Here is a 20742-nt window from a genome sequence, read left to right on the forward strand (position 1 = left end):
AAAAGTTGATCCATACTATGCGTAAGCCCTGTTGTTTGTGATGCAATAGCAGGCTCACCTCCGTGGTTGTTCAGGAATACCGCTGTGTCTAAACAAAACCGTGCTCCCCACTTGTCGCCACTGCCTGCGGGTATTGTGGAACTGTCGGTACACAGACCGCCCCACATTACCCATGCCTCGCCCGATTATCTGGCGGAAGAGGTGCCCGTTGCGCTCGTTTACAACGGTATCTCCCATGTGGTGATGATGGCTTCGCCGAAAGATCTCGAGCTGTTCGCCATCGGTTTTTCCCTCTCGGAAGGCATCATTGACCATCCGCAGGAGATCTACGGCATGGACGTGGTGCAGGCTTGCAACGGCCTTGAAGTGCAAATCGAACTCTCCAGCCGCCGCTTTATGGGGCTGAAAGAGCGCCGCCGCGCGCTGGCCGGGCGTACCGGCTGCGGCGTGTGTGGCGTTGAGCAGCTCAACGATATTGGCAAACCCGTAGCGCCACTGCCGTTTACTCAGACCTTTAATCTGGCGCACCTCGACCATGCGCTCGAGCACCTGAATGATGTACAGCCCGTCGGCCAGCTGAGCGGCTGCACGCACGCGGCGGCATGGGTGTTGCCGTCGGGAGATATTGCCGGGGGAAACGAGGACGTTGGCCGCCACGTGGCGCTGGACAAGCTGCTCGGTCGCCGGGCGCGTGAAAGTGACGTGTGGAAGCAGGGGGCGGCACTCGTTTCCAGCCGCGCCAGCTATGAGATGGTGCAAAAATCCGCGATGTGCGGTGTGGAAATTCTGTTTGCGGTATCGGCGGCGACCACGCTGGCAGTGGAGGTGGCGGAGCGCTGCAACCTGACGCTGGTGGGCTTCTGCAAGCCGGGAAGGGCGACCGTTTATACCCATCCTCAGCGATTAATAGTTGATCAATAATTTTGAATGATAATAGCAAATCCTTCCGCTTTTAGTTGTTCATGATGAGGTCTAGTATTTATCTCATCAAGGCACGGTGCCTTACCTAAACAACTTAATGAAAGGGTTTATATTATGAAAAGCATCAAAACTTTTGTCGCTGTAATCGCTCTGGCTACTTCTTTCGGTTCTTTCGCTGCACAGACCGTGACCGCAACCGCGTCAACCATTGACGGCGCAGAAGCGAAAATCGCGGCTCAGGCTCAGGAAGCCGGCGCGTCATCTTACAAAATTACCCAGGCGTTCTCAGGTAACCGCGTACACATGACTGCTGAACTGACTAAATAAGCTGTCACACCGTCGAAAGAGCGCCCCCGGGGCGCTTTTTTAGTTTATGCCCGCCACGCGCAGCAGCGCGGTTACCACTGCCGCCGCCACGATCACCACAATTAACGGCATCTTTCGCCAGGCCAGAAATACCGCAAACGCCACGCCCAGCACGCGCGCCATTCCGGCAAAGTGGTCACTTTCATAAAACGTGGTCGCCAGCGCCACGGAAAACAGCAATACCGTTGCCGCATCTGACAGCAGCGCCTGTGAACGTTCTGACAATGCCAGCCTGCTGCCCAGTTTTGCCCCGCCAAGACGCAGCAGATACGTTCCCGCAGACAAAATGGCGATGCCGAGAATAAAAATCGTCATATTTCCCATTATTTTTTCCTCGCAGCAAGACCCAGTAAAGAGAGCAGCACCGGTAATCCCACCGGGGCAAACGGCACGGCGGCCAGTGACAGCGCGGCTCCGCTGCAGGCGCGGATCAGCGTGGTGCGGTTTTTAAACGCGGGTACCACCAGCGCCAGCAGTATCGCAGGGAATACCGCATCCAGCCCGATGGTCTCCGGGTCCGGCAGCAGCTTGCCGACCATGGCGCCCAGCAGGGCCCCCAGCGGCCAGATAATCGCCACGCCTAAGCCGCAGAGCCAGTACGCCGCTTTGCGCTGTTCGGGCGTTTTTTGAGAGAGGCCAAACACCACGCTTTCGTCATTCATGATGTGGCAGCCCAACAGGCTCAGACCACGTTTGCCGACCAGCTCACGCACCGTCACGCCAAACGGCACGTGCCGCGCGTTGACCAGCAACCCCGCGGCTGCGGCCGCCAGCGGGTTACCGCCGCTTGCCACGATGCCGATAAACATAAACTCTGACGCGCCCGCGAGTACGGTGATGGAGAGTACAAACGGTACCCAGACCGGGAAACCGTAGGCCATCGCCAGGGAGCCGTATGACATCCCGACCACGCCGACCGCGAGGCAGACCAGGATGATTGCTTTTATGGTGTCGCCTTTCAGGCAAGAGAGATGATGCTTCATACAATTTTAGCCATATCGAACGTGTATCCATTATAATGAACGCAACGAAACTGATTTTCAAGACGAACGATTCGTTCGTTTTATAGAACAAGAGGCCGTTATATGACGCAGCCAATCAGCCTGATCGCAAAAAGTCTGGTGCGGGAACGCCTGCGAACCGGGCTTTCACTGGCGGAAATTGCCCGCCGTGCCGGGATCGCTAAATCCACCCTTTCCCAGCTCGAGTCCGGTAACGGCAACCCTAGCCTGGAAACGCTGTGGTCGCTGTGCGTGGCGCTGGATATTCCTTTCGCCCGCCTGCTGGAGCCGCAGTTGCCGACCACGCAGGTGATCCGCCGTGGTGAAGGGACGAAAGTGGTTGCCGGACAGGCTAATTATGAAGCCATTTTGCTGGCGGCATGCCCTCCGGGCGCGCGCCGCGATGTCTATCTTCTGATGACCCAACCGGGCGCAGACCGTATTTCCCAGCCGCATCCGCCGGGCTCGGTTGAGCATATTATTGTGACGCAGGGGCGGGCGCTGGTCGGCCTGCTTGACGCGCCGGAAGAGCTCGGCGCAGGGGATTACATCTGCTACCCGGCCGATCGGCCGCATATCTTTAAGGCCCTGGAGCCAGACACGTATGCGCTGCTGGTGGCGGAACAAAACTAACCCGACAATGCTGCCATCATTGCGGCAGCATCTTCCGTTAACCTCCTGAGTGAATTACCCATTTTGGCTTTTGTCAGAATGCGAATAACCTTATAAAAACTACGGCATTGATAATCATTTTCAATATCATTTAATTAACTATAATGAACCAACTGCTTACGCGGCATTAACAGCTGTGCCGCCCGACAATAATGGAGAGGATTATGAGTTATACACTGCCATCCCTGCCGTATGCCTACGACGCACTGGAACCGCATTTCGACAAGCAGACGATGGAAATCCATCACACTAAACACCACCAGACCTATGTGAACAACGCGAACGCCGCGCTGGAAAGCCTGCCAGAGTTCGCTAACCTGTCTGCTGAAGAGCTGATCACCAAGCTGGACCAGCTGCCAGCGGACAAGAAAACCGTTCTGCGTAACAACGCTGGCGGCCACGCTAACCACAGCCTGTTCTGGAAAGGCCTGAAGACCGGTACCACCCTGCAGGGCGACCTGAAAGCGGCTATCGAGCGCGACTTCGGCTCCGTTGACAACTTCAAAGCGGAATTCGAAAAAGCCGCTGCAACCCGTTTCGGCTCTGGCTGGGCGTGGCTGGTTCTGAAAGGCGACAAGCTGGCGGTAGTGTCTACTGCTAACCAGGACTCCCCGCTGATGGGTGAAGCAATCTCTGGCGCATCCGGCTTCCCAATCCTGGGCCTGGACGTGTGGGAACACGCTTACTACCTGAAATTCCAGAACCGTCGCCCGGACTACATCAAAGCGTTCTGGGACGTGGTGAACTGGGACGAAGCAGCAGCGCGTTTCGCCGCTAAAAAATAAGGTTGCATTGACGCCTGTGAGAAGCGAGTCTTATGACTCGCTTTTTTTGTATCTGTATACCCGTCATACTTCAAGTTGCAGGTGCGTTGGCTGCGTTCGCTCACCCCAGTCACTTACCTGAGTAAGCTCCTGGGGATTCACTCTCTTGCCGCCTTCCTGCAACTCGAATTATTTAGGGCATAAAAGGAGCAGCGATGCATTATCCGGTGAATGTATTTACAGGCAAGGTAAGGGAGTACGACGGCAGCCGCCCGAGTGCCATCGCCAAAATTCAGGTCGACGGTGAGCTGACGTTAACCGACCTCGGGCTTGCGGGTGACGAGCAGGCCGAAAAGAAAATCCACGGTGGGCCCGATCGCGCGCTGTGCCACTACCCGCGTGAACACTATCAGCACTGGAAAACCGAATTCCCCGAGCAGGCGGACCTTTTCGTCGCCCCCGCGTTTGGCGAGAATCTCTCCACCGAAGGGCTCACCGAAAAGAACGTGTTTATCGGTGATATCTACCGCTGGGGCGATGCCCTGATTCAGGTGACGCAGCCGCGCTCGCCGTGCTTCAAGCTCAACTACCACTTCGGTATTCAGGATATGTCGGCCCAGCTGCAAAAAGCGGGTAAAACCGGCTGGCTGTATCGCGTGGTGCTGGCTGGGCAGATTTCAGCGGACGCCCCGCTTGAACTGGCGTCGCGCCTGAGCGATGTGTCTGTTTATGACGCCTGCGCCATTGCCTGGCATATGCCGTTTGACGACGAACAGTATCACCGCCTGCTGTCGGCGGCGGGGCTATCGACCAGCTGGACGAGAACGATGCAGAAGCGGCGTTTAAGCAGCAAGATCGAAGATAATTCGCGGAGATTGTGGGGGAAATAACTGCCCCTCACCCCGGCCCTCTCCCCAAAGGGGCGAGGGTGAAAAAACCTCACTGAGCAGTCACCTCTCCCCTACGGGGAGAGGGGTAGGATGAGAGGAAAACTAAGAACGCTTATACAACGGTAGCCACAGCGTTAACCGTAGTCCACCCAGCGGACTGTCATCGGCTTTCACCCAGCCGCGGTGCTGCTGCATAGCGGTTTCAACAATCGCCAGACCCAGTCCCGTACCACCTGACTCCCGGTCGCGCGCCTCATCGGTACGATAGAACGGACGGAAAATCTGCTCGCGGTCTTCCGGGCTGACGCCGGGACCGTCGTCATCGACAATGACGGTGATCCCGTCTTTATCCACCGAGAACGCCACCTCAATCTTCGTATGCGAGTAGCGCAGGGCGTTACGCACGATGTTCTCCAGCGCGCTTTCCAGCGTGTTGGGGTTACCGTACAGCGGCCACGGGCCCGGCGGGAAGTTGACGGTGAAGGATTTACCCATCTGTTCCGCTTCGAACGCCGCGTTGTCCAGCACCTCGTGCCAGAGGTGATTCGCCTTCACCGTTTCGCTGACCAGCGCGTTTTTCTGCTGATTGCGCGACATGACCAGCAGGTCGTTGATCATGCTGTCCAGGCGGTGCGCTTCTGTTTCAATACGCTCCAGCTCTTTGCTCTCACCGCTGCGGCGGCGCAGCAGCGCGGTGCCAAGCTGCAAGCGCGTAAGCGGGGTACGCAGCTCGTGCGAGATATCCGACAGCAGACGCTGCTGTGCGGTCATCATGCGGTCGAGCGCGCTCACCATCTGGTTAAAACTGGTTCCGGCGGCAAGGAACTCTTGCGGACCTGCTTCCAGTTCAGGGTGCTGTCGCAGGTTACCCTGCGCCACCTCATCGGCGGCATTCTTCAGCTTACGCGCCGGTTTTGCCAGGCTCCACGCCAGCCATAACAGCAGCGGCGAGCTGACCAGCATGGTGACAATCAGCAGCAGGAGAGGGCGGTCAAACAGCAGGTTAATAAAATCAGACTGGGAGTTACTCGCCGGACGGATCAGGTAGAGCTGATAATTATCCTCTCCGTCCCTGACGGAGAAAGGCCCCACCATCTCTACGCGGCCATATTTCTTCTTCTGGGGATGATCGGCGTTATCCGCCTGGCCAATGAAGTTGCGGATAATCTGCATTTCATTGCGATCGGCCCCAATCACGCGGCCTTCACTGGTTACCAGCAGCAGGCGTTGTCCGGGCGGCGCCCACTTGTCGATAGCGCGAAACAGCCTGCGCCACCACATTAAATCGTTCGGCGGATCGTTTGCCAGCTCGGCTTCCACGTGCTGCTCGATCATCACGCCCTGACGTTGCTCGCTGTCGAGAAGCTCCGTCATCTGGCGTGAGTCGAGTTTTGGCAACATCAGTACGAGCATTAAAACCAGTGCCAGCGTCAGCCAGAAGATGGCGAAGATGCGGGCGGTTAAGCTTCCTATCATGAAGCAGAAACCATCAGATAACCGCGACCACGCAGTGTTTTAAACCATGGGTGACCGTCTTTACGCTCCGGCAGCTTACGGCGCAGGTTAGAGATGTGCATGTCGATGGCGCGGTCAAACGGGGTGAGGCGTTTGCCCAGCACTTCCTGGCTTAGATGTTCACGCGAAACCACCTGGCCGAGGTGCTGCGCCAGCAGATACAGCAGGGTGAACTCCGTGCCGGTCAGTTCCAGCGTCTGGCCATCAAAGCTTGCTTCCTGACGGCCCGGGTTCAGGCTCAGGGAATCGACTTCAAGGGTGGGTGAGCTGTTGTCGGTATTTTGCTGCTGCTCGCTCCAGTGCGAACGGCGCAGGATAGCGCGAATACGGGCAACCAGTTCACGGTCGTTAAACGGCTTCGGTAAATAGTCATCCGCGCCCAGCTCAAGGCCGAGTACGCGGTCAAGTTCGCTGCCGCGTGCGGTCAGCATGATTACGGGAGTCTGGTGTGTCTGGCGAAGCTCTTTCAACGTATCAATACCGTTTTTCTTCGGCATCATCACGTCGAGCAAAAGTAAATCGATGCTGTCGTCAAGGAGACTCAGCGCCTGCTCGCCATCATGGGCAACCAGGACGTTGAAACCTTCCATGTCGAGCAACTCCTTTAAAAGGGATGTGAGCTCTCGGTCATCATCAACTAACAGGATTTTATTCATTGTTTAAATACCTCCGAGGCAGAAATTACGACATCAAGGCTATCTAATCCATGACTTTACGTTGTTTTACACCCCCTGACGCATGTTTGCAGCCTGAATCGTAGACTGTCTCTCGTTGAATCGCGACACGAAAGATTTTGGGAGCAAGTGATGCGCAAAGTTACCGCTGCCGTCATGGCCTCAACGCTGGCGTTCAGTGCGTTTAGCCAGGCTGCTGAAGCTATCATCAGCGATAACAGTCCCTTACAAGAGGGTGCAACGCAGAACAGCAGCCAAAGCCATATGTTTGACGGCATAAGTTTAACCGAACATCAGCGTCAACAGATGCGAGATCTGATGCAGAGGGCACGACACGACCAGCCCCCTGTTAATGTTAGCGAAATGGAGACAATGCATCGCCTTGTCACCGCAGAAAATTTTGACGAAAGCGCTGTACGCGCTCAGGCCGAAAAAATGGCACAGGAACAGGTTGCCCGCCAGGTAGAGATGGCGAAGGTCCGCAACCAGATGTTCCATCTGCTAACGCCCGAGCAGCAAGCGGTTTTGAACACTAAACATCAGCAGTGAATGGACCAGCTGCGTGAGGTTGCACGGATGCAGCGAAGCTCAGAAACGTCGTTTTTCAGTAGCAATAGCAGTACCCGTAGTAACCAGTAAACCCTGTTTTCCTTGCCATAGACACCATCCCTGTCTTCCCCCACATGATGTGGGGGTTTTTTTTGCCCCGCATCCGCCCTGTTAACCGTTTATTCATCCTTAGACTCCCCATGCTTCCGTTATAATAGCGGCATGACATGACAGGAGCGTTTATGAATCAATCCTATGGAAGACTGGTAAGCCGGGCCGCCATTGCGGCGACCGTCATGGCCTCCAGCCTTTTGCTGATTAAAATCTTTGCCTGGTGGTACACCGGCTCGGTCAGTATTCTGGCGGCGCTGGTGGACTCGCTGATGGACATTGCCGCCTCGTTGACCAACCTGCTGGTCGTGCGTTACTCGCTGCAGCCAGCGGATGAAGAGCACACGTTTGGGCACGGCAAAGCGGAGTCGCTGGCCGCGCTGGCGCAAAGTATGTTTATATCCGGTTCTGCGCTGTTCCTGTTTCTCACCGGCATTCAGCATCTCGTCTCGCCGACACCGATGAACGATCCCGGCGTGGGCGTAGTTGTGACGATCGTTGCGCTTATATGCACACTTGTTCTGGTAACGTTCCAGCGTTGGGTTGTTCGCAAAACGCAAAGTCAGGCCGTACGGGCGGATATGCTTCATTATCAATCTGATGTTATGATGAATGGGGCTATTCTTATTGCGCTCGGTCTGGCCTGGTATGGCTGGCATCGCGCCGATGCGTTATTTGCGTTAGGGATTGGTATCTATATTTTATATAGCGCCCTGCGGATGGGGTATGAAGCGGTGCAATCGCTGCTTGACCGCGCCCTCCCGGACTCAGAACGTAATGAAATTTTTTCTATCGTGACCTCCTGGCCCGGCGTCAGCGGTGCACACGATCTTCGAACGCGGCAGTCAGGGCCGACCCGCTTTATTCAGATTCATATTGAAATGGAAGACAACCTGCCACTGGTTCAGGCTCACGTTATTGCTGAGCAGGTCGAGCAGGCGATTTTGCAGCGTTTTCCTGGTTCAGACGTCATCATTCACCAGGATCCCTGCTCGGTTGTACCCGGTCATGTTGGGCTTTCGTAATTCGTTGTAAAAAAGTGAGCCAGGCCAGCATTTTGTGTATAAATTACCGCCGTTTGGTCTGACCTGAATCAATTCAGCTGGAAGGGATTGATATACTATTTGCAGTATTCGTTGGTCGATAAGTTTCTTCCGGCAACAGATTTCAATTTTGCATTCCTAAGTTCAGAGGTAGTCATGATTAAGAAAATCGGTGTGTTGACAAGCGGCGGTGATGCGCCGGGCATGAACGCGGCAATTCGTGGTGTTGTCCGTGCAGCGCTGACGGAAGGCCTGGAAGTTTTTGGCGTTTATGACGGTTATCTGGGCCTGTATGAAGATCGTATGGTTCAGCTCGACCGTTACAGCGTGTCTGACATGATCAACCGTGGCGGTACTTTCCTCGGTTCCGCGCGCTTCCCGGAATTCCGTGATGAACACGTTCGTGAAGTGGCTATCGAAAACATGAAGAAACGCGGCCTGGACGCCCTGGTGGTTATCGGTGGTGATGGCTCCTACATGGGTGCAAAACGTCTGACCGAAATGGGCTTCCCGTGCATCGGTCTGCCGGGCACCATCGACAACGACATCAAAGGTACTGACTACACTATCGGCTTCTTTACTGCGCTGGGTACCGTTGTTGAAGCGATTGACCGTCTGCGTGACACCTCTTCTTCTCACCAGCGTATCTCTATCGTTGAAGTGATGGGCCGTTACTGCGGCGACCTGACGCTGGCGGCAGCCATTGCGGGCGGTTGTGAATTTATCGTCGTGCCAGAAGTCGAATTTAGCCGTGAAGATCTGGTGGCTGAAATCAAAGCGGGCATCGCGAAAGGTAAAAAACACGCGATCGTGGCTATCACCGAGCACATCTGTGACGTTGACGAGCTGGCGAAGTACATCGAAGCCGAAACCAAACGCGAAACCCGCGCGACCGTACTGGGTCACATCCAGCGCGGCGGCTCCCCAGGCCCTTACGACCGTATTCTGGCGTCCCGTATGGGCGCGTACGCGATCGATCTGCTGCTGCAGGGGCACGGCGGCCGCTGCGTCGGTATTCAGAACGAAAAACTGGTTCACCACGACATCATCGACGCGATTGAAAACATGAAGCGTCCGTTCAAAGGTGACTGGCTGGACTGCGCGAAAAAACTGTACTGATCGGCTCTGTTGCCCGGTGGCGCTGCGCTTACCGGGCCTACAAAGGCACGACTCGTAGGCCGGGTAAGGCGTAGCCGCCACCCGGCTTTTTTATGCGAGCACGCTTTTTTATTCCACTACGTTATAGCCAATCTTTTTTTATTCTTTATTCCTCGATTCGCTTTCTGGCACGCTGCATTCATCAAAACACTACACAAGAGAGCTGGGCGATGAATAAATGGGGCGTGGGTTTAACATTATTGCTGGCATCGACCAGCGTTCTGGCTAAGGATATCCAGTTACTGAACGTGTCATACGACCCGACGCGTGAACTGTACGAGCAATACAACAAGGCGTTTGCGGCGCACTGGAAACAGGAAACCGGCGATAATGTGGTGGTTCGCCAGTCGCATGGCGGCTCCGGCAAGCAGGCGACGTCCGTGATAAACGGTATCGAAGCCGACGTGGTAACCCTGGCGCTGGCCTACGATGTTGATGCGATTGCCGAGCGCGGCCGCATCGACAAAAACTGGATCAAACGCCTGCCGGATAACTCCGCACCCTACACCTCGACCATCGTCTTCCTGGTGCGTAAAGGAAACCCGAAACAAATTAAAGACTGGAACGACCTGATCAAACCGGGCGTTTCTGTCATTACCCCGAACCCGAAAAGCTCCGGCGGCGCTCGCTGGAACTACCTCGGCGCGTGGGGATATGCACTGCATCACAATAATGGCGACCAGGCCAAAGCGCAGGAATTCGTGAAAGCGCTGTATAAAAACGTTGAGGTGCTGGACTCCGGCGCGCGTGGCGCCACCAACACCTTCGTTGAGCGCGGGATTGGCGACGTGCTGATTGCCTGGGAAAACGAAGCTCTGCTGGCGACCCACGAGCTGGGTAAAGACAAATTCGAGATCGTGACCCCGAGCGAATCGATTCTGGCTGAGCCGACCGTTTCCGTGGTCGATAAAGTGGTTGAGAAGAAAGATACCAAAGCGGTGGCGGAAGCCTACCTGAAGTATCTGTACTCGCCAGAAGGCCAGGAAATTGCGGCGAAAAACTTCTATCGTCCACGCGATGCGGCGGTCGCCAAGAAATACGAAGGGGAGTTCCCTAAACTGAAGCTATTCACTATTGACGATGTGTTCGGCGGCTGGACGAAAGCGCAGAAAGAGCACTTCTCCAATGGCGGTACCTTCGACCAAATTAGCCAGCGCTAACCATTAGCCTGTGACACGGTGACCCGGCGTGAGAAATCCGCCGGGTTTTTTATTTGGTCATCATTTTGCGTTACTCTTTTGCCTCTATTGAAAACAGGGAACGCGTTGTGAAAAAAATTATCTTATTGATCCTTATTGTCATCGCCCTTGCCGCTGGCGGCGTGTACTGGATGAAAGCGGGTAATCCGAATGCGTTGCGCCATATCGTTCTCGACCAGTGTGTGCCGAATCAGATCCAGAACCGTAACCCGGCACCCTGTGCGCAGGTGAAAACGGATGCAGGCTATGTGGTATTTAAAGATCGCAACGGGCCGCTGCAATACCTGCTGATGCCAACATATCGCATCAAAGGTACCGAGAGCCCGCTGCTGACCGACGCTCATACGCCGAACTTTTTCTGGCTGGCGTGGCAGTCGCGCAGCTTTATGACCCTGAAGCGTGGATCCGAGGTGCCTGATAGCGCCATTTCGCTGACGATTAACTCGCCGACTGGCCGCACGCAGAACCATTTTCATATTCATATCTCCTGCCTGCGCCCGGACGTGCGCGAGAAGCTCAACGCGGCGCAGGGAGAAATCAGCACCCAGTGGCTGCCGTTCCCGGGCGGGCTCGAAGGCCATGAGTATCTTGCGCGTCGGGTGACGGAGAATGAGCTGGTCCAGCGCAGCCCGTTTATGATGCTGGCGGAAGAGCTGCCGGAAGCGCGCGAGCATATGGGGCGTTTCGCGCTGGCAATGGCGCAGCAGTCGGATGGCTCTTTTGTTTTGCTGGCGACCGAGCGTAACCTGCTCACGCTTAACCGCGCGTCTGCGGAGGAATTGCAGGATCATCAATGCGCTATCCTGAAGTAACCCCACCATAAATCGCGTTTACTCGGGCTGCCTGTCACCGTAGACTTGCTGAAAAATTCTACAGGAGACAGGTATGTCGCTCTGGTTAACGTATCCTCTGCTGCTGCCCTCACTGATCGTTGGCGTCACCATCGTGCTGTGGGCGACGTCGCTATTGCCGGAATTTATCACCGCGCTGCTGTTCTTCACGGCGGCGATGACCGCCAGAATCGCCCCGCCGGAGGTCATCTTCGGCGGTTTTGCCTCGTCGGCTTTCTGGCTGGTATTCAGCGGCTTTGTGCTTGGCGTGGCGATCCGTAAAACCGGACTGGCGGACAGGGCCGCCCGGGCGCTGTCGGCAAAGCTCACCGACTCCTGGGTGTTGATGGTGGCGAGCGTGGTGCTGCTGAGCTACGCGCTGGCGTTTGTGATGCCGTCGAACATGGGACGTATTGCGCTGCTGATGCCGATTGTCGCGGCGATGGCAAAACGCGCCGGTATCGCCGACGGCTCCCGCGCCTGGTTCGGGCTGGCGCTGGCGGTGGGGTTCGGGACTTTCCAGCTTTCGGCGACGATCCTGCCTGCTAACGTCCCTAACCTGGTGATGAGCGGTGCGGCGGAAGGTTCGTACGGCATCCATCTGAACTATGTCCCTTATCTGCTGCTGCACACGCCGGTGCTGGGCATTCTCAAAGGCCTGATTCTGATTGGCCTCATCAGCTGGCTATTTCCCGGCAGCCCAAAACCGCCGAAAGAACAGGCGCCGTCTGAGCCTATGGGGCGGGACGAAAAGCGTCTTGCCTGGCTGCTGGCGGTGGTGCTGGGGATGTGGGTTACGGAGAGCTGGCACGGCGTGGGGCCCGCGTGGACGGGGCTGGCGGCGTCGATCATCGTTATGCTGCCGCGCATTGGTTTCATTACCGGGGAAGAGTTTTCTGCGGGGGTGAATATGCGCACCTGTATCTACGTTGCCGGTATTCTGGGGCTGGCGATCGTCGTGACGCAAACCGGTATCGGAACGGCGGTGGGCGAGGCGTTGCTCCGCATTATGCCGCTGGATGCAGACAGACCGTTCACCAGCTTCCTGGCGCTGACCGGTATTACCACGGCGCTCAACTTCATTATGACCGCCAACGGCGTGCCGGCGCTTTACACCACGCTGGCGCAGAGCTTCTCGGACGCGACCGGTTTCCCGCTGCTGTCGGTGATCATGATTCAGGTGCTGGGCTATTCCACGCCGCTGCTGCCGTATCAGGCGTCGCCGATCGTGGTGGCGATGGGGCTAGGAAAGGTGCCTGCCAGGGCGGGGATGATGCTTTGTCTGGCGCTGGCTATTGCAACGTATCTGGTGCTGCTGCCGCTGGATTATCTGTGGTTTAGCCTGCTGGGACGGCTGTAAAAAAGCCCGGTGGCGCTGACGCTTACCGGGCCTACAAAACCGTAGGGCGGGTTAGCGAAGCGCCACCCGCCACAAAGGCAATTACGCCTGTTTAGCCGCTTCTGCCGCTTTAACGATCACCGCGAAAGCGTCAGCTTTCAGGGATGCACCGCCAACCAGTGCGCCATCGATGTCTGGCTGGGTGAACAGCTCAGCAGCGTTGGAAGCGTTTACGGAACCGCCGTACTGAATAATCACTTGCTCAGCGACCTTCGCGTCGGCTTTAGCAATGTGGTCACGAATGAATTTGTGAACCGCCTGAGCCTGCGCAGGGGTTGCAGATTTGCCGGTACCGATCGCCCAGACTGGCTCGTAAGCGATTACCGCGCCTTCGAACGCTGCCGCGCCCTGGGTTTTCAGCACTGCGTCGATCTGACGTGCACATACTTCTTCGGTTTTGCCCGCTTCGTTTTCCGCTTCGGTTTCACCGATGCACAGAACCGGGATCAGACCCTGCTCTTTCAGCACGGCGAATTTCTTCGCGATGAACTCATCGGATTCTTTGTGATAGGTGCGACGCTCGGAGTGGCCGATGATGATGTATTTTGCGCCGATATCTTTCAGCATTTCAGCGGAGGTTTCACCGGTGAACGCGCCAGACAGGTTAACGTCAACGTTCTGCGCGCCCAGAATGATGTGGCTGCCGTCAGCGGCGTGTTTAGCCAGATCCAGGTACATATCCGGCGGAGCGATAGCAACCGCGCAGCCCGTCACGCCAGCCAGCTCTTTACGCAGGTTCGCAACCAGCTCGTTTACCATGTGGCGGCTGCCGTTCAGTTTCCAGTTACCCATCACTAAAGGATGTCGCATTTCAATTCTCCACGCTAAATAAGCGAATTAAGGAATATGGCCACCCTGTCGGGCAGCATGGTCTGTGAATCAGTATAGAGATTTTCCCTCGAAAGGCTTTGCTTTTTGTCATTAATTCGCCCCGCCGAGGGTGTCAGATAGTGCCAGCTTAATCGGTTCAACAGCGAAGGTCAGTCCTTTTTCGCCGTTGTCCGCCACAACATAGCGGATCGCGCCTTCGGTATCAGCGTAGTAACGCTTGTTTTTCCCGGCGGTAAGGAGTTTTTGCAGCTTTTGCTGACTTTGTTTTTTCGTCAGCGCAGGGGTAAAGGCCTGCAGTACCGCGCTCATGTACTCCAGCGCTTTCGCCTTAGCGGCTTTCTGCTCTGGCCCCTGTATCGGCAGCCAGGTGATTTGCATGCTTTTGATTTTTAACGTACCGCGCTCCAGCGCCGTGGAAGCATACAAATTCTCATTTATCTTGCTTGCCGCACGAGTCAGTGTAGGGGTATCGCGGGAGCCATCAATGGCACGAAACTCATCCAGCGGCAGCGTGGGATTGGTCTGATTGAAGGTTTCACGGAACTGGCTGATGGACTGATCGAACGACGGCGCGCCCGCCAGCAGATAGGGTGCTGTGGTCGGGGCTGTGGTTTCGGCGGCGTGCAGGGGATAACCCGCGCTGAGCAGCGCTAAACACAGGAAAAGAGAACGTGCCGAACTTTTCATCAACATTGCCCCTGGCCGTAAGTGCTCATGATTAAAACGATATCTGGTCGGCTTGTCAAAAGGTCACAACTCCAGGGTAAAATGCGCGCTATACGATAATAAGGAACCTTACATGACCATACAGCAGTGGCTGTTTTCATTCAAAGGGCGTATTGGACGCCGTGATTTCTGGATCTGGATGGTGACGTGGGTTATCGCCATGCTGCTTCTGTTTTTCGTTGCTTACAATGCCTGGCTGAGCACGCAAACGGCGGCCTTCGCGCTGGTCTGCCTGCTATGGCCAACGGCGGCGGTTGTCGTAAAACGGCTGCACGATCGCGGACGTTCCGGCGCGTGGGCATTTCTGATTATTCTGGCGTGGATGCTGGTGGCGGGGAACTGGGCGATGCTGCCGTCCATCCTGCCGTGGGTCGTGGGCAGGCTGCTGCCGTCGGTCATCTTCGTGATGATGATTGTCGATCTGGGCGCGTTTATTGGCACCCAGAGCGAAAACAAATACGGTAAAGACACCCTTGAGGTGAAATACCGCTGATCACCAGTAGTGTTCGGCGGTCATATGGCCCGGTCGGCGGCGAAGATGTTTCGTCATCTGCCGGGTATCCTTCAGAAGCTGCTGCGTGTCCCGCACCATCTGCGGGTTGCCGCACAGCATGACGTGGCTGGTCTCAGCGTTCAGCGGCAAACCCACCGCGTCTTCCAGGGCTCCACTCTCAATTAACGCCGGCACGCGGCCGGTAAGCGCTCCTGCTACGGTTTCGCGGCTGACCACCGTCTGAATCTTTAACTTCCCGCCGTACTGCTGTTCAAGCGCCTGCATCTGCGGCAAATAGCTCAGGTCTGCGGCGTAGCGCGCAGCGTGAACCAGCACGATGTTTTTAAAGCGCTCCAGGTCTTTGCCGTACTGCAAAATAGAGAGATAAGGGCCGATGGCCGTACCCGTTGCCAGCATCCAGAGCGTGTCGCAGTCGGGGATCTCTTCGAGCACAAAGAAGCCTGCCGCTTCACTCACAATTTGCACGTCGTCGCCGGGCTTTAGGGCGGCAAGGCGCGGGCTGAGCTTACCGTCAGGAACGGTGACCAGATAGAACTCGAGATCCGGGTTATCAGGCGCGTTAACGTAAGAGTAGGCGCGCTGCACGCGCTCGCCGTCGACGTCCAGCCCCAGCTTCGCAAATTGCCCGGCTTTAAACGGGTGAACGGGAGCATGTACGGTGAGACTAAATAGCGCATCGGTCCAGAACTGTACCTTTGTGACTTTACCTGTTACCCAGTCCGCCATGATCTTCTCCTGTGCTGTTTCTCTGTTCTATCTTCCGTACTTGTGGTGACAATTTCCAGCCCGTCAGGGCCGGAAAGCTCTATCGATCAAACGGTTTTACAGAATGTGCGTCTGTACGTCCGGGTCTTTGCGGTCGAGATAGTGGATAGACTGGATGCGACGAATGGTGCGTGATTTACCGCGGATCAGCAGCGTTTCGGTGGTCGCCATATTGCCCTTGCGGGTGATGCCGTCCAGCAGATCGCCTTTGGTGATGCCAGTCGCCGAGAAGACCACGTTATCGCTACGGGCCATCTCGTCCAGCTCAAGCACTTTATTGGCCTCGATGCCCATCGCTTCGCAGCGCGCCAGCTCGTTTTCTCCGATACGGCGGTTCTCTTCGCTGTCGCCTTTCACCTCGTGGCGGGGCAGCAGACGGGCCTGCATATCGCCATCGAGCGCGCGGATCACTGCCGCAGAGACCACACCTTCCGGCGCGCCGCCGATGCCGTACAGCACGTCTACTTCGCTGTCCGGCATGCAGGTCAGGATCGAGGCGGCAACGTCACCGTCCGGAATGGCAAACACGCGCACGCCGAGCTTTTGCATCTGCGCGATGGTGGCGTCGTGGCGCGGTTTCGCCAGAATCGTCACGGTGAGTTCGCTAAGAGGTTTGCCCAGGGCTTTGGCGACGTTGTGCAGGTTCTCTTCCAGCGGCAGGCTAAGGTCGATTGCGCCTTTCGCGCCAGGGCCGACAATCAGCTTTTCCATGTACATATCCGGCGCGTTAAGGAAGCAGCCCTTATCGCCCACGGCCAGCACCGCCAGGGCGTTGGCCTGACCCATTGCGGTCATGCGGGTACCTTCGATCGGGTCGACGGCGATATCCACGGCATCGCCTTTGCCGGTACCGACTTTTTCACCAATATAGAGCATTGGCGCTTCGTCGATCTCGCCTTCGCCGATCACGATGGTGCCGTCGATGTTGACCTGGTTAAGTACAATGCGCATGGCATGGACGGCTGCACCGTCTGCGGTATTTTTATCGCCACGACCCAGCCACTTATAGCCTGCAAGGGCGGCCGCTTCGGTGACGCGGGAAAACTCGATAGCAAGTTCACGTTTCATGAGGTACTCGTGCAATCAAAAGGAATTGCACGAAGTTTATCACAGAGTGGGGGAGGGGAGTTTTAAGTCCCCTCTCCCCTTTGGGGAGAGGGTTAGGGTGAGGGGTAAGTTTGTCTTACTCCTCGTGTTCTTCCCACGCCAGGGCGCGTTTCACCGCTTTCTTCCAGCCGCTGTAGCGGAAGTTACGCTCGGTGGTTTCGATGCCCGGACGGAATTCGCGTTCGATAACCGCTTTTTCCTGCAGCTCGTCCAGGTTCTGCCAGAAGCCTACCGCCAGACCGGCAAGGTACGCCGCGCCCAGCGCCGTGACTTCACGCACTTCAGGGCGCTCAACGCGGGTGCCCAGAATGTCGGACTGGAACTGCATCAGGAAGTTATTCGCTACCGCACCGCCGTCCACGCGCAGGGCGTGCAGACGAATACCGGAGTCAGCCTGCATCGCTTCCAGCACGTCGCGCGTCTGGTAGGCGATGGATTCCAGGGTAGCGCGAATAATGTGGTTAGAGTTCACACCGCGCGTCAGCCCGAAAATTGCGCCGCGTGCATACGGGTCCCAATACGGTGCACCCAGACCGGTGAACGCAGGCACCACGTACACGCCGTTGGTGTCTTTCACTTTGGTCGCGAAGTACTCGGAGTCGAACGCATCGCTGATCAGCTTCATCTCGTCGCGCAGCCACTGGATAGACGCACCGGCCATGAATACCGCACCTTCCAGCGCATAGTTCACTTCGCCGCGCGGGCCGCAGGCGATGGTGGTCAGCAGGCCGTTTTCTGATTTCACCGCTTTCTCGCCGGTGTTCATCAGCATAAAGCAGCCGGTGCCGTAGGTGTTCTTCGCCATCCCTTCCTTGACGCACAGCTGGCCGAACAGCGCCGCCTGCTGGTCACCGGCGATACCGGCGATAGGAATACGGGTGCCGCCTTTACCGCCGATGTTGGTCTGACCGTACACTTCTGAAGACTTACGCACTTCAGGCAGCATCGCGCGCGGAATGTCCAGCGCGTCCAGCATCTTGTCATCCCACTCCAGAGTGTTGATGTTGAACAGCATGGTACGCGAGGCGTTGGTGTAGTCGGTGACGTGCACGCGTCCCTGGGTCATCTTCCATATAAGCCAGGTATCGACGGTACCGAACAGCAGCTCGCCGCGTTTAGCACGCTCGCGTGAACCTTCTACGTGGTCGAGGATCCATTTCACTTTGGTGCCGGAGAAGTACGGGTCAACCACCAGACCGGTGGCGCTGCGCACGTACTCTTCCATACCGTCGCGCTTCAGCTGTTCGCAGATCTCGGATGTACGGCGGCACTGCCAGACGATAGCGTTGTAAATGGGCTTACCGGTTTCACGTTCCCAGACAATCGTCGTTTCACGCTGGTTGGTAATACCAATCGCGGCAATCTCGTCGGAACTGATATCGGCTTTCGCCAGCACTTCGACCAGCGTGGAGCTTTGTGACGCCCAAATCTCCATCGGGTCGTGTTCTACCCAGCCTGGACGAGGATAAATTTGCTCAAATTCGCGCTGTGACACGCTGACGATGTTCGCGTCATGATCCATTACGACAGCGCGGGAGCTGGTAGTGCCCTAGTCGAGCGCAACGATATATTTTTTTTCGGTCATGGTATGTGTCCCGTAGTCAGATTACAGCGAAGCTTTTTGTTGTGCGGTAGAAGTCGTTTCCTTCTCCTCTTCCACACAGGTGTCGCACGGTAAGTGGCGACCAATTAATTTGCGGTAGCTAAACGCACCCAGCGCAGCCCCGACAACCGGCGCAAACAGCGGTACCAGGAAGTAAGGAATGTCTTTGCCACCGGTGAAGGCGACGTCGCCCCAGCCGGCGATAAAGGCGAAGGCTTTTGGTCCGATATCACGTGCCGGGTTCATCGCGAAGCCGGTCAGCGGGCCCATGGATGCGCCAATCACCGCAATCAGCAAACCAATCAGCAGGGGGGCCAGCGGGCCGCGCGGAATGCCGTTTCCGTCGTCGGTCAGCGCCAGGATAACGCCCATCAGAATAGCGGTAATCACCATTTCAACTGCGAAAGCCTGCACAAAATTGATATGCGGGTTAGGGTAGGTTGAGAAGATGCCTGCCAGATCCAGACTTTCGACGCTGCCGCGTACCATATGATGCGTCTGTTCGAAGTCGATGAAAAGATTGTAATAAAGCCCGTAAACTAACGCCGCTGCGCAAAACGCGCCGGCAAACTGAGAAAGAATGAAAGGAACAACTTTGCGTCCGTCAAAGCACGCGAACAGCCACAGTGCGATTGTCACCGCCGGGTTAAGATGTGCACCAGAAACCCCTGCAGTCAGGTAGATGGCCATCGCCACGCCCAGACCCCAGATGATACTGATTTCCCACTGACCAAAACTGGCACCCGCCACTTTCAGTGCAGCAACACAGCCCACTCCGAAGAATATCAACAACCCGGTACCAAGGAACTCGGCAATGCACTGGCCTTTTAAGGTTGATGTCTGACTCATAATCGGAATCCTGAAGAAATTGATGTTTATTGTTAGCATGGCCGCCCGTGACAGCCACGATGCCCTGTAGACATAGTGTTAATTTATCGTTAACGAGCAAAAACGAGAAATATCGAAATCAAAATGTGTGGTCTGTGTCAATAAAATGAGCGTTTTCGCGCCATAAAGCACATTTTTGCATCAGTATAGGAATGTGAGCTGAATCATTTCATTAACGAATCAGTTAACAATTTAGGGGTATATGACGCGAACACACCAGGACCAGGGCTAAAAGTGTTGCAAACCTCGATCTGCGCGGTGTGTCGCTGGACACAGAGCGCCGCGCTCCATACAATCGACGGTATATGTCGTGCGCGTTTATGTTAAAGCGTCGCCTTGCAATTCAGGAGAGGTAGCATCATGTCTTTAGAAGTGTTTGAGAAACTGGAATCGAAAGTACAGCAGGCGATTGACACCATCACCCTGCTGCAGATGGAAATTGAAGAGCTGAAAGAAAAGAACAACAGCCTGGCGCAGGAAGTTCAGAACGCTCAGCACGGCCGCGAAGAACTGGAGCGCGAAAACAACCAGCTGCGCGAACAGCAGAACGGCTGGCAGGATCGCCTGCAGGCGCTGCTGGGACGTATGGAAGAAGTCTAATTTCTCTCGGGAAATACAGATGAAATAAGCCGGGTAAGGCGTCGCCTCCACCCGGCTTTTTTATGGTTCTCGCTGACTTTTTACTACTCGATATCCAGCGGATCTTCGGAAAGGATAATGCCGGTATTATCGGCGTAGAGATGATCCCCGGAGAAGAAGGTCACGCCGCCGAAATTGACGCGCACGTCGCTTTCGCCGATTCCATCACCTGCCGCCCCTACCGGTATGGCCGCGATGGCCTGAATCCCGATATCCATGTCTTCCAGATCGTCCACCTGACGCACGGAACCGTACACCACAAGGCCTTCCCACTCATTCTGAACGGCAATGCCGGCCAGTTCAGCATCAATTAATGCACGGCGCACGGAACCGCCGCCGTCGACCACAAGAACGCGGCCGCGGCCATTCTGTTCGAGCAGATCGTACAGCAACCCGTTGTCCTCGAAACATTTCACCGTGACGATTTGACCGCCAAACGACGACCTCCCACCAAAGTTGGAGAACAGCGGTTCAACGACGTTGACATCTTCCTGGTAGATGTCACAAAGCTCGGAGGTATCGTATTTCATAGGTTTAACGCTCAGTTGCTGCGAATGTGATCAGTATATCGTGCGAA

The 20742-nt window shown here is 56.0% G+C and carries 22 protein-coding genes and 2 pseudogenes; 13 read left to right on the plus strand and 11 right to left on the minus strand.

Annotation, left to right across the window (positions count from 1 at the left end; translation table 11 throughout):
* Positions 1-84: 84 nt before the first annotated feature.
* Together fdhD and ACMWLG_RS18640 are read left to right on the plus strand one after the other, a co-directional pair.
* On the plus strand, positions 85-921 hold the full coding sequence (gene fdhD, locus ACMWLG_RS18635) for a formate dehydrogenase accessory sulfurtransferase FdhD (RefSeq protein ID WP_045404235.1): 837 nt from the start codon (positions 85-87) through the stop codon (positions 919-921).
* A gap of 114 nt (positions 922-1035) precedes the next feature.
* Positions 1036-1248: a DUF1471 domain-containing protein gene (locus ACMWLG_RS18640; protein WP_023309747.1), complete on the plus strand. Its 213-nt coding sequence runs from the start codon at positions 1036-1038 to the stop codon at positions 1246-1248.
* Between the two features lie 39 nt (positions 1249-1287).
* On the opposite strand, the gene ACMWLG_RS18645 is transcribed toward ACMWLG_RS18640, so the two are convergent.
* Together ACMWLG_RS18645 and ACMWLG_RS18650 are read right to left on the minus strand one after the other, a co-directional pair.
* Entirely contained in the window at positions 1288-1611 is a 324-nt protein-coding gene (locus tag ACMWLG_RS18645; RefSeq protein WP_045404236.1) for an AzlD domain-containing protein, read from the minus strand.
* Positions 1611-2270, minus strand: coding sequence for an AzlC family ABC transporter permease (locus ACMWLG_RS18650; protein ID WP_045404237.1), 660 nt, complete (start codon positions 2268-2270; stop codon positions 1611-1613). Before ACMWLG_RS18650 ends, ACMWLG_RS18645 begins: the two co-directional genes overlap by 1 nt.
* Before the next feature lie 102 nt (positions 2271-2372).
* Between ACMWLG_RS18650 and ACMWLG_RS18655 the strand changes: the two genes are divergently transcribed.
* The 3 genes from ACMWLG_RS18655 (at position 2373) to yiiM (ending at position 4614) form a co-directional block, all read left to right on the plus strand.
* Positions 2373-2921: a helix-turn-helix domain-containing protein gene (locus ACMWLG_RS18655; RefSeq protein WP_045404238.1), complete on the plus strand. Its 549-nt coding sequence runs from the start codon at positions 2373-2375 to the stop codon at positions 2919-2921.
* A gap of 203 nt (positions 2922-3124) precedes the next feature.
* Entirely contained in the window at positions 3125-3745 is a 621-nt protein-coding gene (gene sodA / locus ACMWLG_RS18660; RefSeq protein WP_004203668.1) for a superoxide dismutase [Mn], read from the plus strand.
* 194 nt (positions 3746-3939) lie between these two features.
* Positions 3940-4614 carry a 6-hydroxyaminopurine reductase gene (yiiM, locus tag ACMWLG_RS18665; protein WP_023309732.1) on the plus strand — a complete coding sequence of 225 codons (675 nt, stop codon included), beginning with the start codon at positions 3940-3942 and terminating at the stop codon, positions 4612-4614.
* Positions 4615-4716: 102 nt separating this feature from the next.
* Here yiiM and cpxA read toward each other — a convergent pair whose 3' ends face one another.
* A complete protein-coding gene (gene cpxA, locus ACMWLG_RS18670; RefSeq protein WP_023309731.1) occupies positions 4717-6090 on the minus strand; it encodes an envelope stress sensor histidine kinase CpxA in 1374 nt (457 codons plus the stop codon).
* On the minus strand, positions 6087-6785 hold the full coding sequence (gene cpxR / locus ACMWLG_RS18675) for an envelope stress response regulator transcription factor CpxR (protein WP_006179159.1): 699 nt from the start codon (positions 6783-6785) through the stop codon (positions 6087-6089). Before cpxR ends, cpxA begins: the two co-directional genes overlap by 4 nt.
* A 150-nt stretch (positions 6786-6935) precedes the next feature.
* Here cpxR and cpxP point away from each other — a divergent pair.
* From cpxP to ACMWLG_RS18705, 6 genes and pseudogenes are all read left to right on the plus strand, one after another.
* Positions 6936-7442: pseudogene (cpxP, locus tag ACMWLG_RS18680) on the plus strand (cell-envelope stress modulator CpxP).
* A 152-nt stretch (positions 7443-7594) separates the two neighbouring features.
* Complete coding sequence (gene fieF, locus ACMWLG_RS18685; RefSeq protein WP_023309697.1) at positions 7595-8488, plus strand: CDF family cation-efflux transporter FieF; 894 nt, start codon at positions 7595-7597, stop codon at positions 8486-8488.
* Between the two features lie 174 nt (positions 8489-8662).
* Positions 8663-9625, plus strand: coding sequence for a 6-phosphofructokinase (gene pfkA, locus ACMWLG_RS18690; protein WP_023309696.1), 963 nt, complete (start codon positions 8663-8665; stop codon positions 9623-9625).
* A 209-nt stretch (positions 9626-9834) separates the two neighbouring features.
* Positions 9835-10824: a sulfate ABC transporter substrate-binding protein gene (locus ACMWLG_RS18695; RefSeq protein ID WP_023309695.1), complete on the plus strand. Its 990-nt coding sequence runs from the start codon at positions 9835-9837 to the stop codon at positions 10822-10824.
* Positions 10825-10931: 107 nt separating this feature from the next.
* Positions 10932-11675, plus strand: a complete 744-nt coding sequence (locus ACMWLG_RS18700) for a CDP-diacylglycerol diphosphatase (protein WP_045404239.1) — start codon at positions 10932-10934, stop codon at positions 11673-11675.
* Between the two features lie 73 nt (positions 11676-11748).
* On the plus strand, positions 11749-13053 hold the full coding sequence (locus ACMWLG_RS18705) for an SLC13 family permease (protein ID WP_045404240.1): 1305 nt from the start codon (positions 11749-11751) through the stop codon (positions 13051-13053).
* 81 nt (positions 13054-13134) lie between these two features.
* On the opposite strand, the gene tpiA is transcribed toward ACMWLG_RS18705, so the two are convergent.
* Positions 13135-13902 (minus strand): triose-phosphate isomerase, encoded by a 768-nt coding sequence (gene tpiA / locus ACMWLG_RS18710; protein WP_014172206.1) that lies wholly within the window; start codon positions 13900-13902, stop codon positions 13135-13137.
* 111 nt (positions 13903-14013) lie between these two features.
* A complete protein-coding gene (locus ACMWLG_RS18715) occupies positions 14014-14610 on the minus strand; it encodes a DUF1454 family protein (RefSeq protein WP_023309692.1) in 597 nt (198 codons plus the stop codon).
* A 112-nt stretch (positions 14611-14722) separates the two neighbouring features.
* On the opposite strand from ACMWLG_RS18715, the gene ACMWLG_RS18720 reads away from it, so the two are divergent.
* Positions 14723-15142, plus strand: a complete 420-nt coding sequence (locus ACMWLG_RS18720) for a DUF805 domain-containing protein (protein WP_045404241.1) — start codon at positions 14723-14725, stop codon at positions 15140-15142.
* On the opposite strand, the gene fpr is transcribed toward ACMWLG_RS18720, so the two are convergent.
* The 4 genes and pseudogenes from fpr to ACMWLG_RS18740 form a co-directional block, all read right to left on the minus strand.
* Positions 15143-15889, minus strand: a complete 747-nt coding sequence (fpr, locus tag ACMWLG_RS18725; RefSeq protein ID WP_045355538.1) for a ferredoxin--NADP(+) reductase — start codon at positions 15887-15889, stop codon at positions 15143-15145. It lies immediately after the preceding gene.
* Positions 15890-15985: 96 nt separating this feature from the next.
* Positions 15986-16996 carry a class II fructose-bisphosphatase gene (gene glpX, locus ACMWLG_RS18730; RefSeq protein WP_045404242.1) on the minus strand — a complete coding sequence of 337 codons (1011 nt, stop codon included), beginning with the start codon at positions 16994-16996 and terminating at the stop codon, positions 15986-15988.
* A 115-nt stretch (positions 16997-17111) separates the two neighbouring features.
* Positions 17112-18620, minus strand: a pseudogene (gene glpK, locus ACMWLG_RS18735) (glycerol kinase GlpK).
* Between the two features lie 21 nt (positions 18621-18641).
* Complete coding sequence (locus ACMWLG_RS18740; RefSeq protein WP_014885705.1) at positions 18642-19487, minus strand: MIP/aquaporin family protein; 846 nt, start codon at positions 19485-19487, stop codon at positions 18642-18644.
* Between the two features lie 399 nt (positions 19488-19886).
* On the opposite strand from ACMWLG_RS18740, the gene zapB reads away from it, so the two are divergent.
* Positions 19887-20126, plus strand: a complete 240-nt coding sequence (zapB, locus tag ACMWLG_RS18745) for a septal ring assembly protein ZapB (RefSeq protein WP_010436935.1) — start codon at positions 19887-19889, stop codon at positions 20124-20126.
* Positions 20127-20209: 83 nt separating this feature from the next.
* Here the strand turns inward: zapB and rraA are convergent, their stop codons facing one another.
* Positions 20210-20695 carry a ribonuclease E activity regulator RraA gene (gene rraA / locus ACMWLG_RS18750; protein WP_045404243.1) on the minus strand — a complete coding sequence of 162 codons (486 nt, stop codon included), beginning with the start codon at positions 20693-20695 and terminating at the stop codon, positions 20210-20212.
* Positions 20696-20742 lie beyond the last annotated feature (47 nt).

This window comes from Enterobacter sp. 01-M-02-SI-ECC, assembly GCF_047530595.1.
GTDB classification, from domain to species: Bacteria; Pseudomonadota; Gammaproteobacteria; order Enterobacterales; family Enterobacteriaceae; genus Enterobacter; species Enterobacter cloacae_M.

Bases quoted from the DNA above. Each gene is read 5' to 3' on its own strand.
- ACMWLG_RS18640 (WP_023309747.1), top strand. From the start codon at position 1,036: ATGAAAAGCATCAAAACTTTTGTCGCTGTAATCGCTCTGGCTACTTCT.
- ACMWLG_RS18645 (WP_045404236.1), bottom strand. From the start codon at position 1,611: ATGGGAAATATGACGATTTTTATTCTCGGCATCGCCATTTTGTCTGCG.
- ACMWLG_RS18650 (WP_045404237.1), bottom strand. From the start codon at position 2,270: ATGAAGCATCATCTCTCTTGCCTGAAAGGCGACACCATAAAAGCAATC.
- ACMWLG_RS18655 (WP_045404238.1), top strand. From the start codon at position 2,373: ATGACGCAGCCAATCAGCCTGATCGCAAAAAGTCTGGTGCGGGAACGC.
- sodA (WP_004203668.1), top strand. From the start codon at position 3,125: ATGAGTTATACACTGCCATCCCTGCCGTATGCCTACGACGCACTGGAA.
- yiiM (WP_023309732.1), top strand. From the start codon at position 3,940: ATGCATTATCCGGTGAATGTATTTACAGGCAAGGTAAGGGAGTACGAC.
- cpxA (WP_023309731.1), bottom strand. From the start codon at position 6,090: ATGATAGGAAGCTTAACCGCCCGCATCTTCGCCATCTTCTGGCTGACG.
- cpxR (WP_006179159.1), bottom strand. From the start codon at position 6,785: ATGAATAAAATCCTGTTAGTTGATGATGACCGAGAGCTCACATCCCTT.
- fieF (WP_023309697.1), top strand. From the start codon at position 7,595: ATGAATCAATCCTATGGAAGACTGGTAAGCCGGGCCGCCATTGCGGCG.
- pfkA (WP_023309696.1), top strand. From the start codon at position 8,663: ATGATTAAGAAAATCGGTGTGTTGACAAGCGGCGGTGATGCGCCGGGC.
- ACMWLG_RS18695 (WP_023309695.1), top strand. From the start codon at position 9,835: ATGAATAAATGGGGCGTGGGTTTAACATTATTGCTGGCATCGACCAGC.
- ACMWLG_RS18705 (WP_045404240.1), top strand. From the start codon at position 11,749: ATGTCGCTCTGGTTAACGTATCCTCTGCTGCTGCCCTCACTGATCGTT.
- tpiA (WP_014172206.1), bottom strand. From the start codon at position 13,902: ATGCGACATCCTTTAGTGATGGGTAACTGGAAACTGAACGGCAGCCGC.
- ACMWLG_RS18715 (WP_023309692.1), bottom strand. From the start codon at position 14,610: ATGAAAAGTTCGGCACGTTCTCTTTTCCTGTGTTTAGCGCTGCTCAGC.
- ACMWLG_RS18720 (WP_045404241.1), top strand. From the start codon at position 14,723: ATGACCATACAGCAGTGGCTGTTTTCATTCAAAGGGCGTATTGGACGC.
- fpr (WP_045355538.1), bottom strand. From the start codon at position 15,889: ATGGCGGACTGGGTAACAGGTAAAGTCACAAAGGTACAGTTCTGGACC.
- glpX (WP_045404242.1), bottom strand. From the start codon at position 16,996: ATGAAACGTGAACTTGCTATCGAGTTTTCCCGCGTCACCGAAGCGGCC.
- ACMWLG_RS18740 (WP_014885705.1), bottom strand. From the start codon at position 19,487: ATGAGTCAGACATCAACCTTAAAAGGCCAGTGCATTGCCGAGTTCCTT.
- zapB (WP_010436935.1), top strand. From the start codon at position 19,887: ATGTCTTTAGAAGTGTTTGAGAAACTGGAATCGAAAGTACAGCAGGCG.
- rraA (WP_045404243.1), bottom strand. From the start codon at position 20,695: ATGAAATACGATACCTCCGAGCTTTGTGACATCTACCAGGAAGATGTC.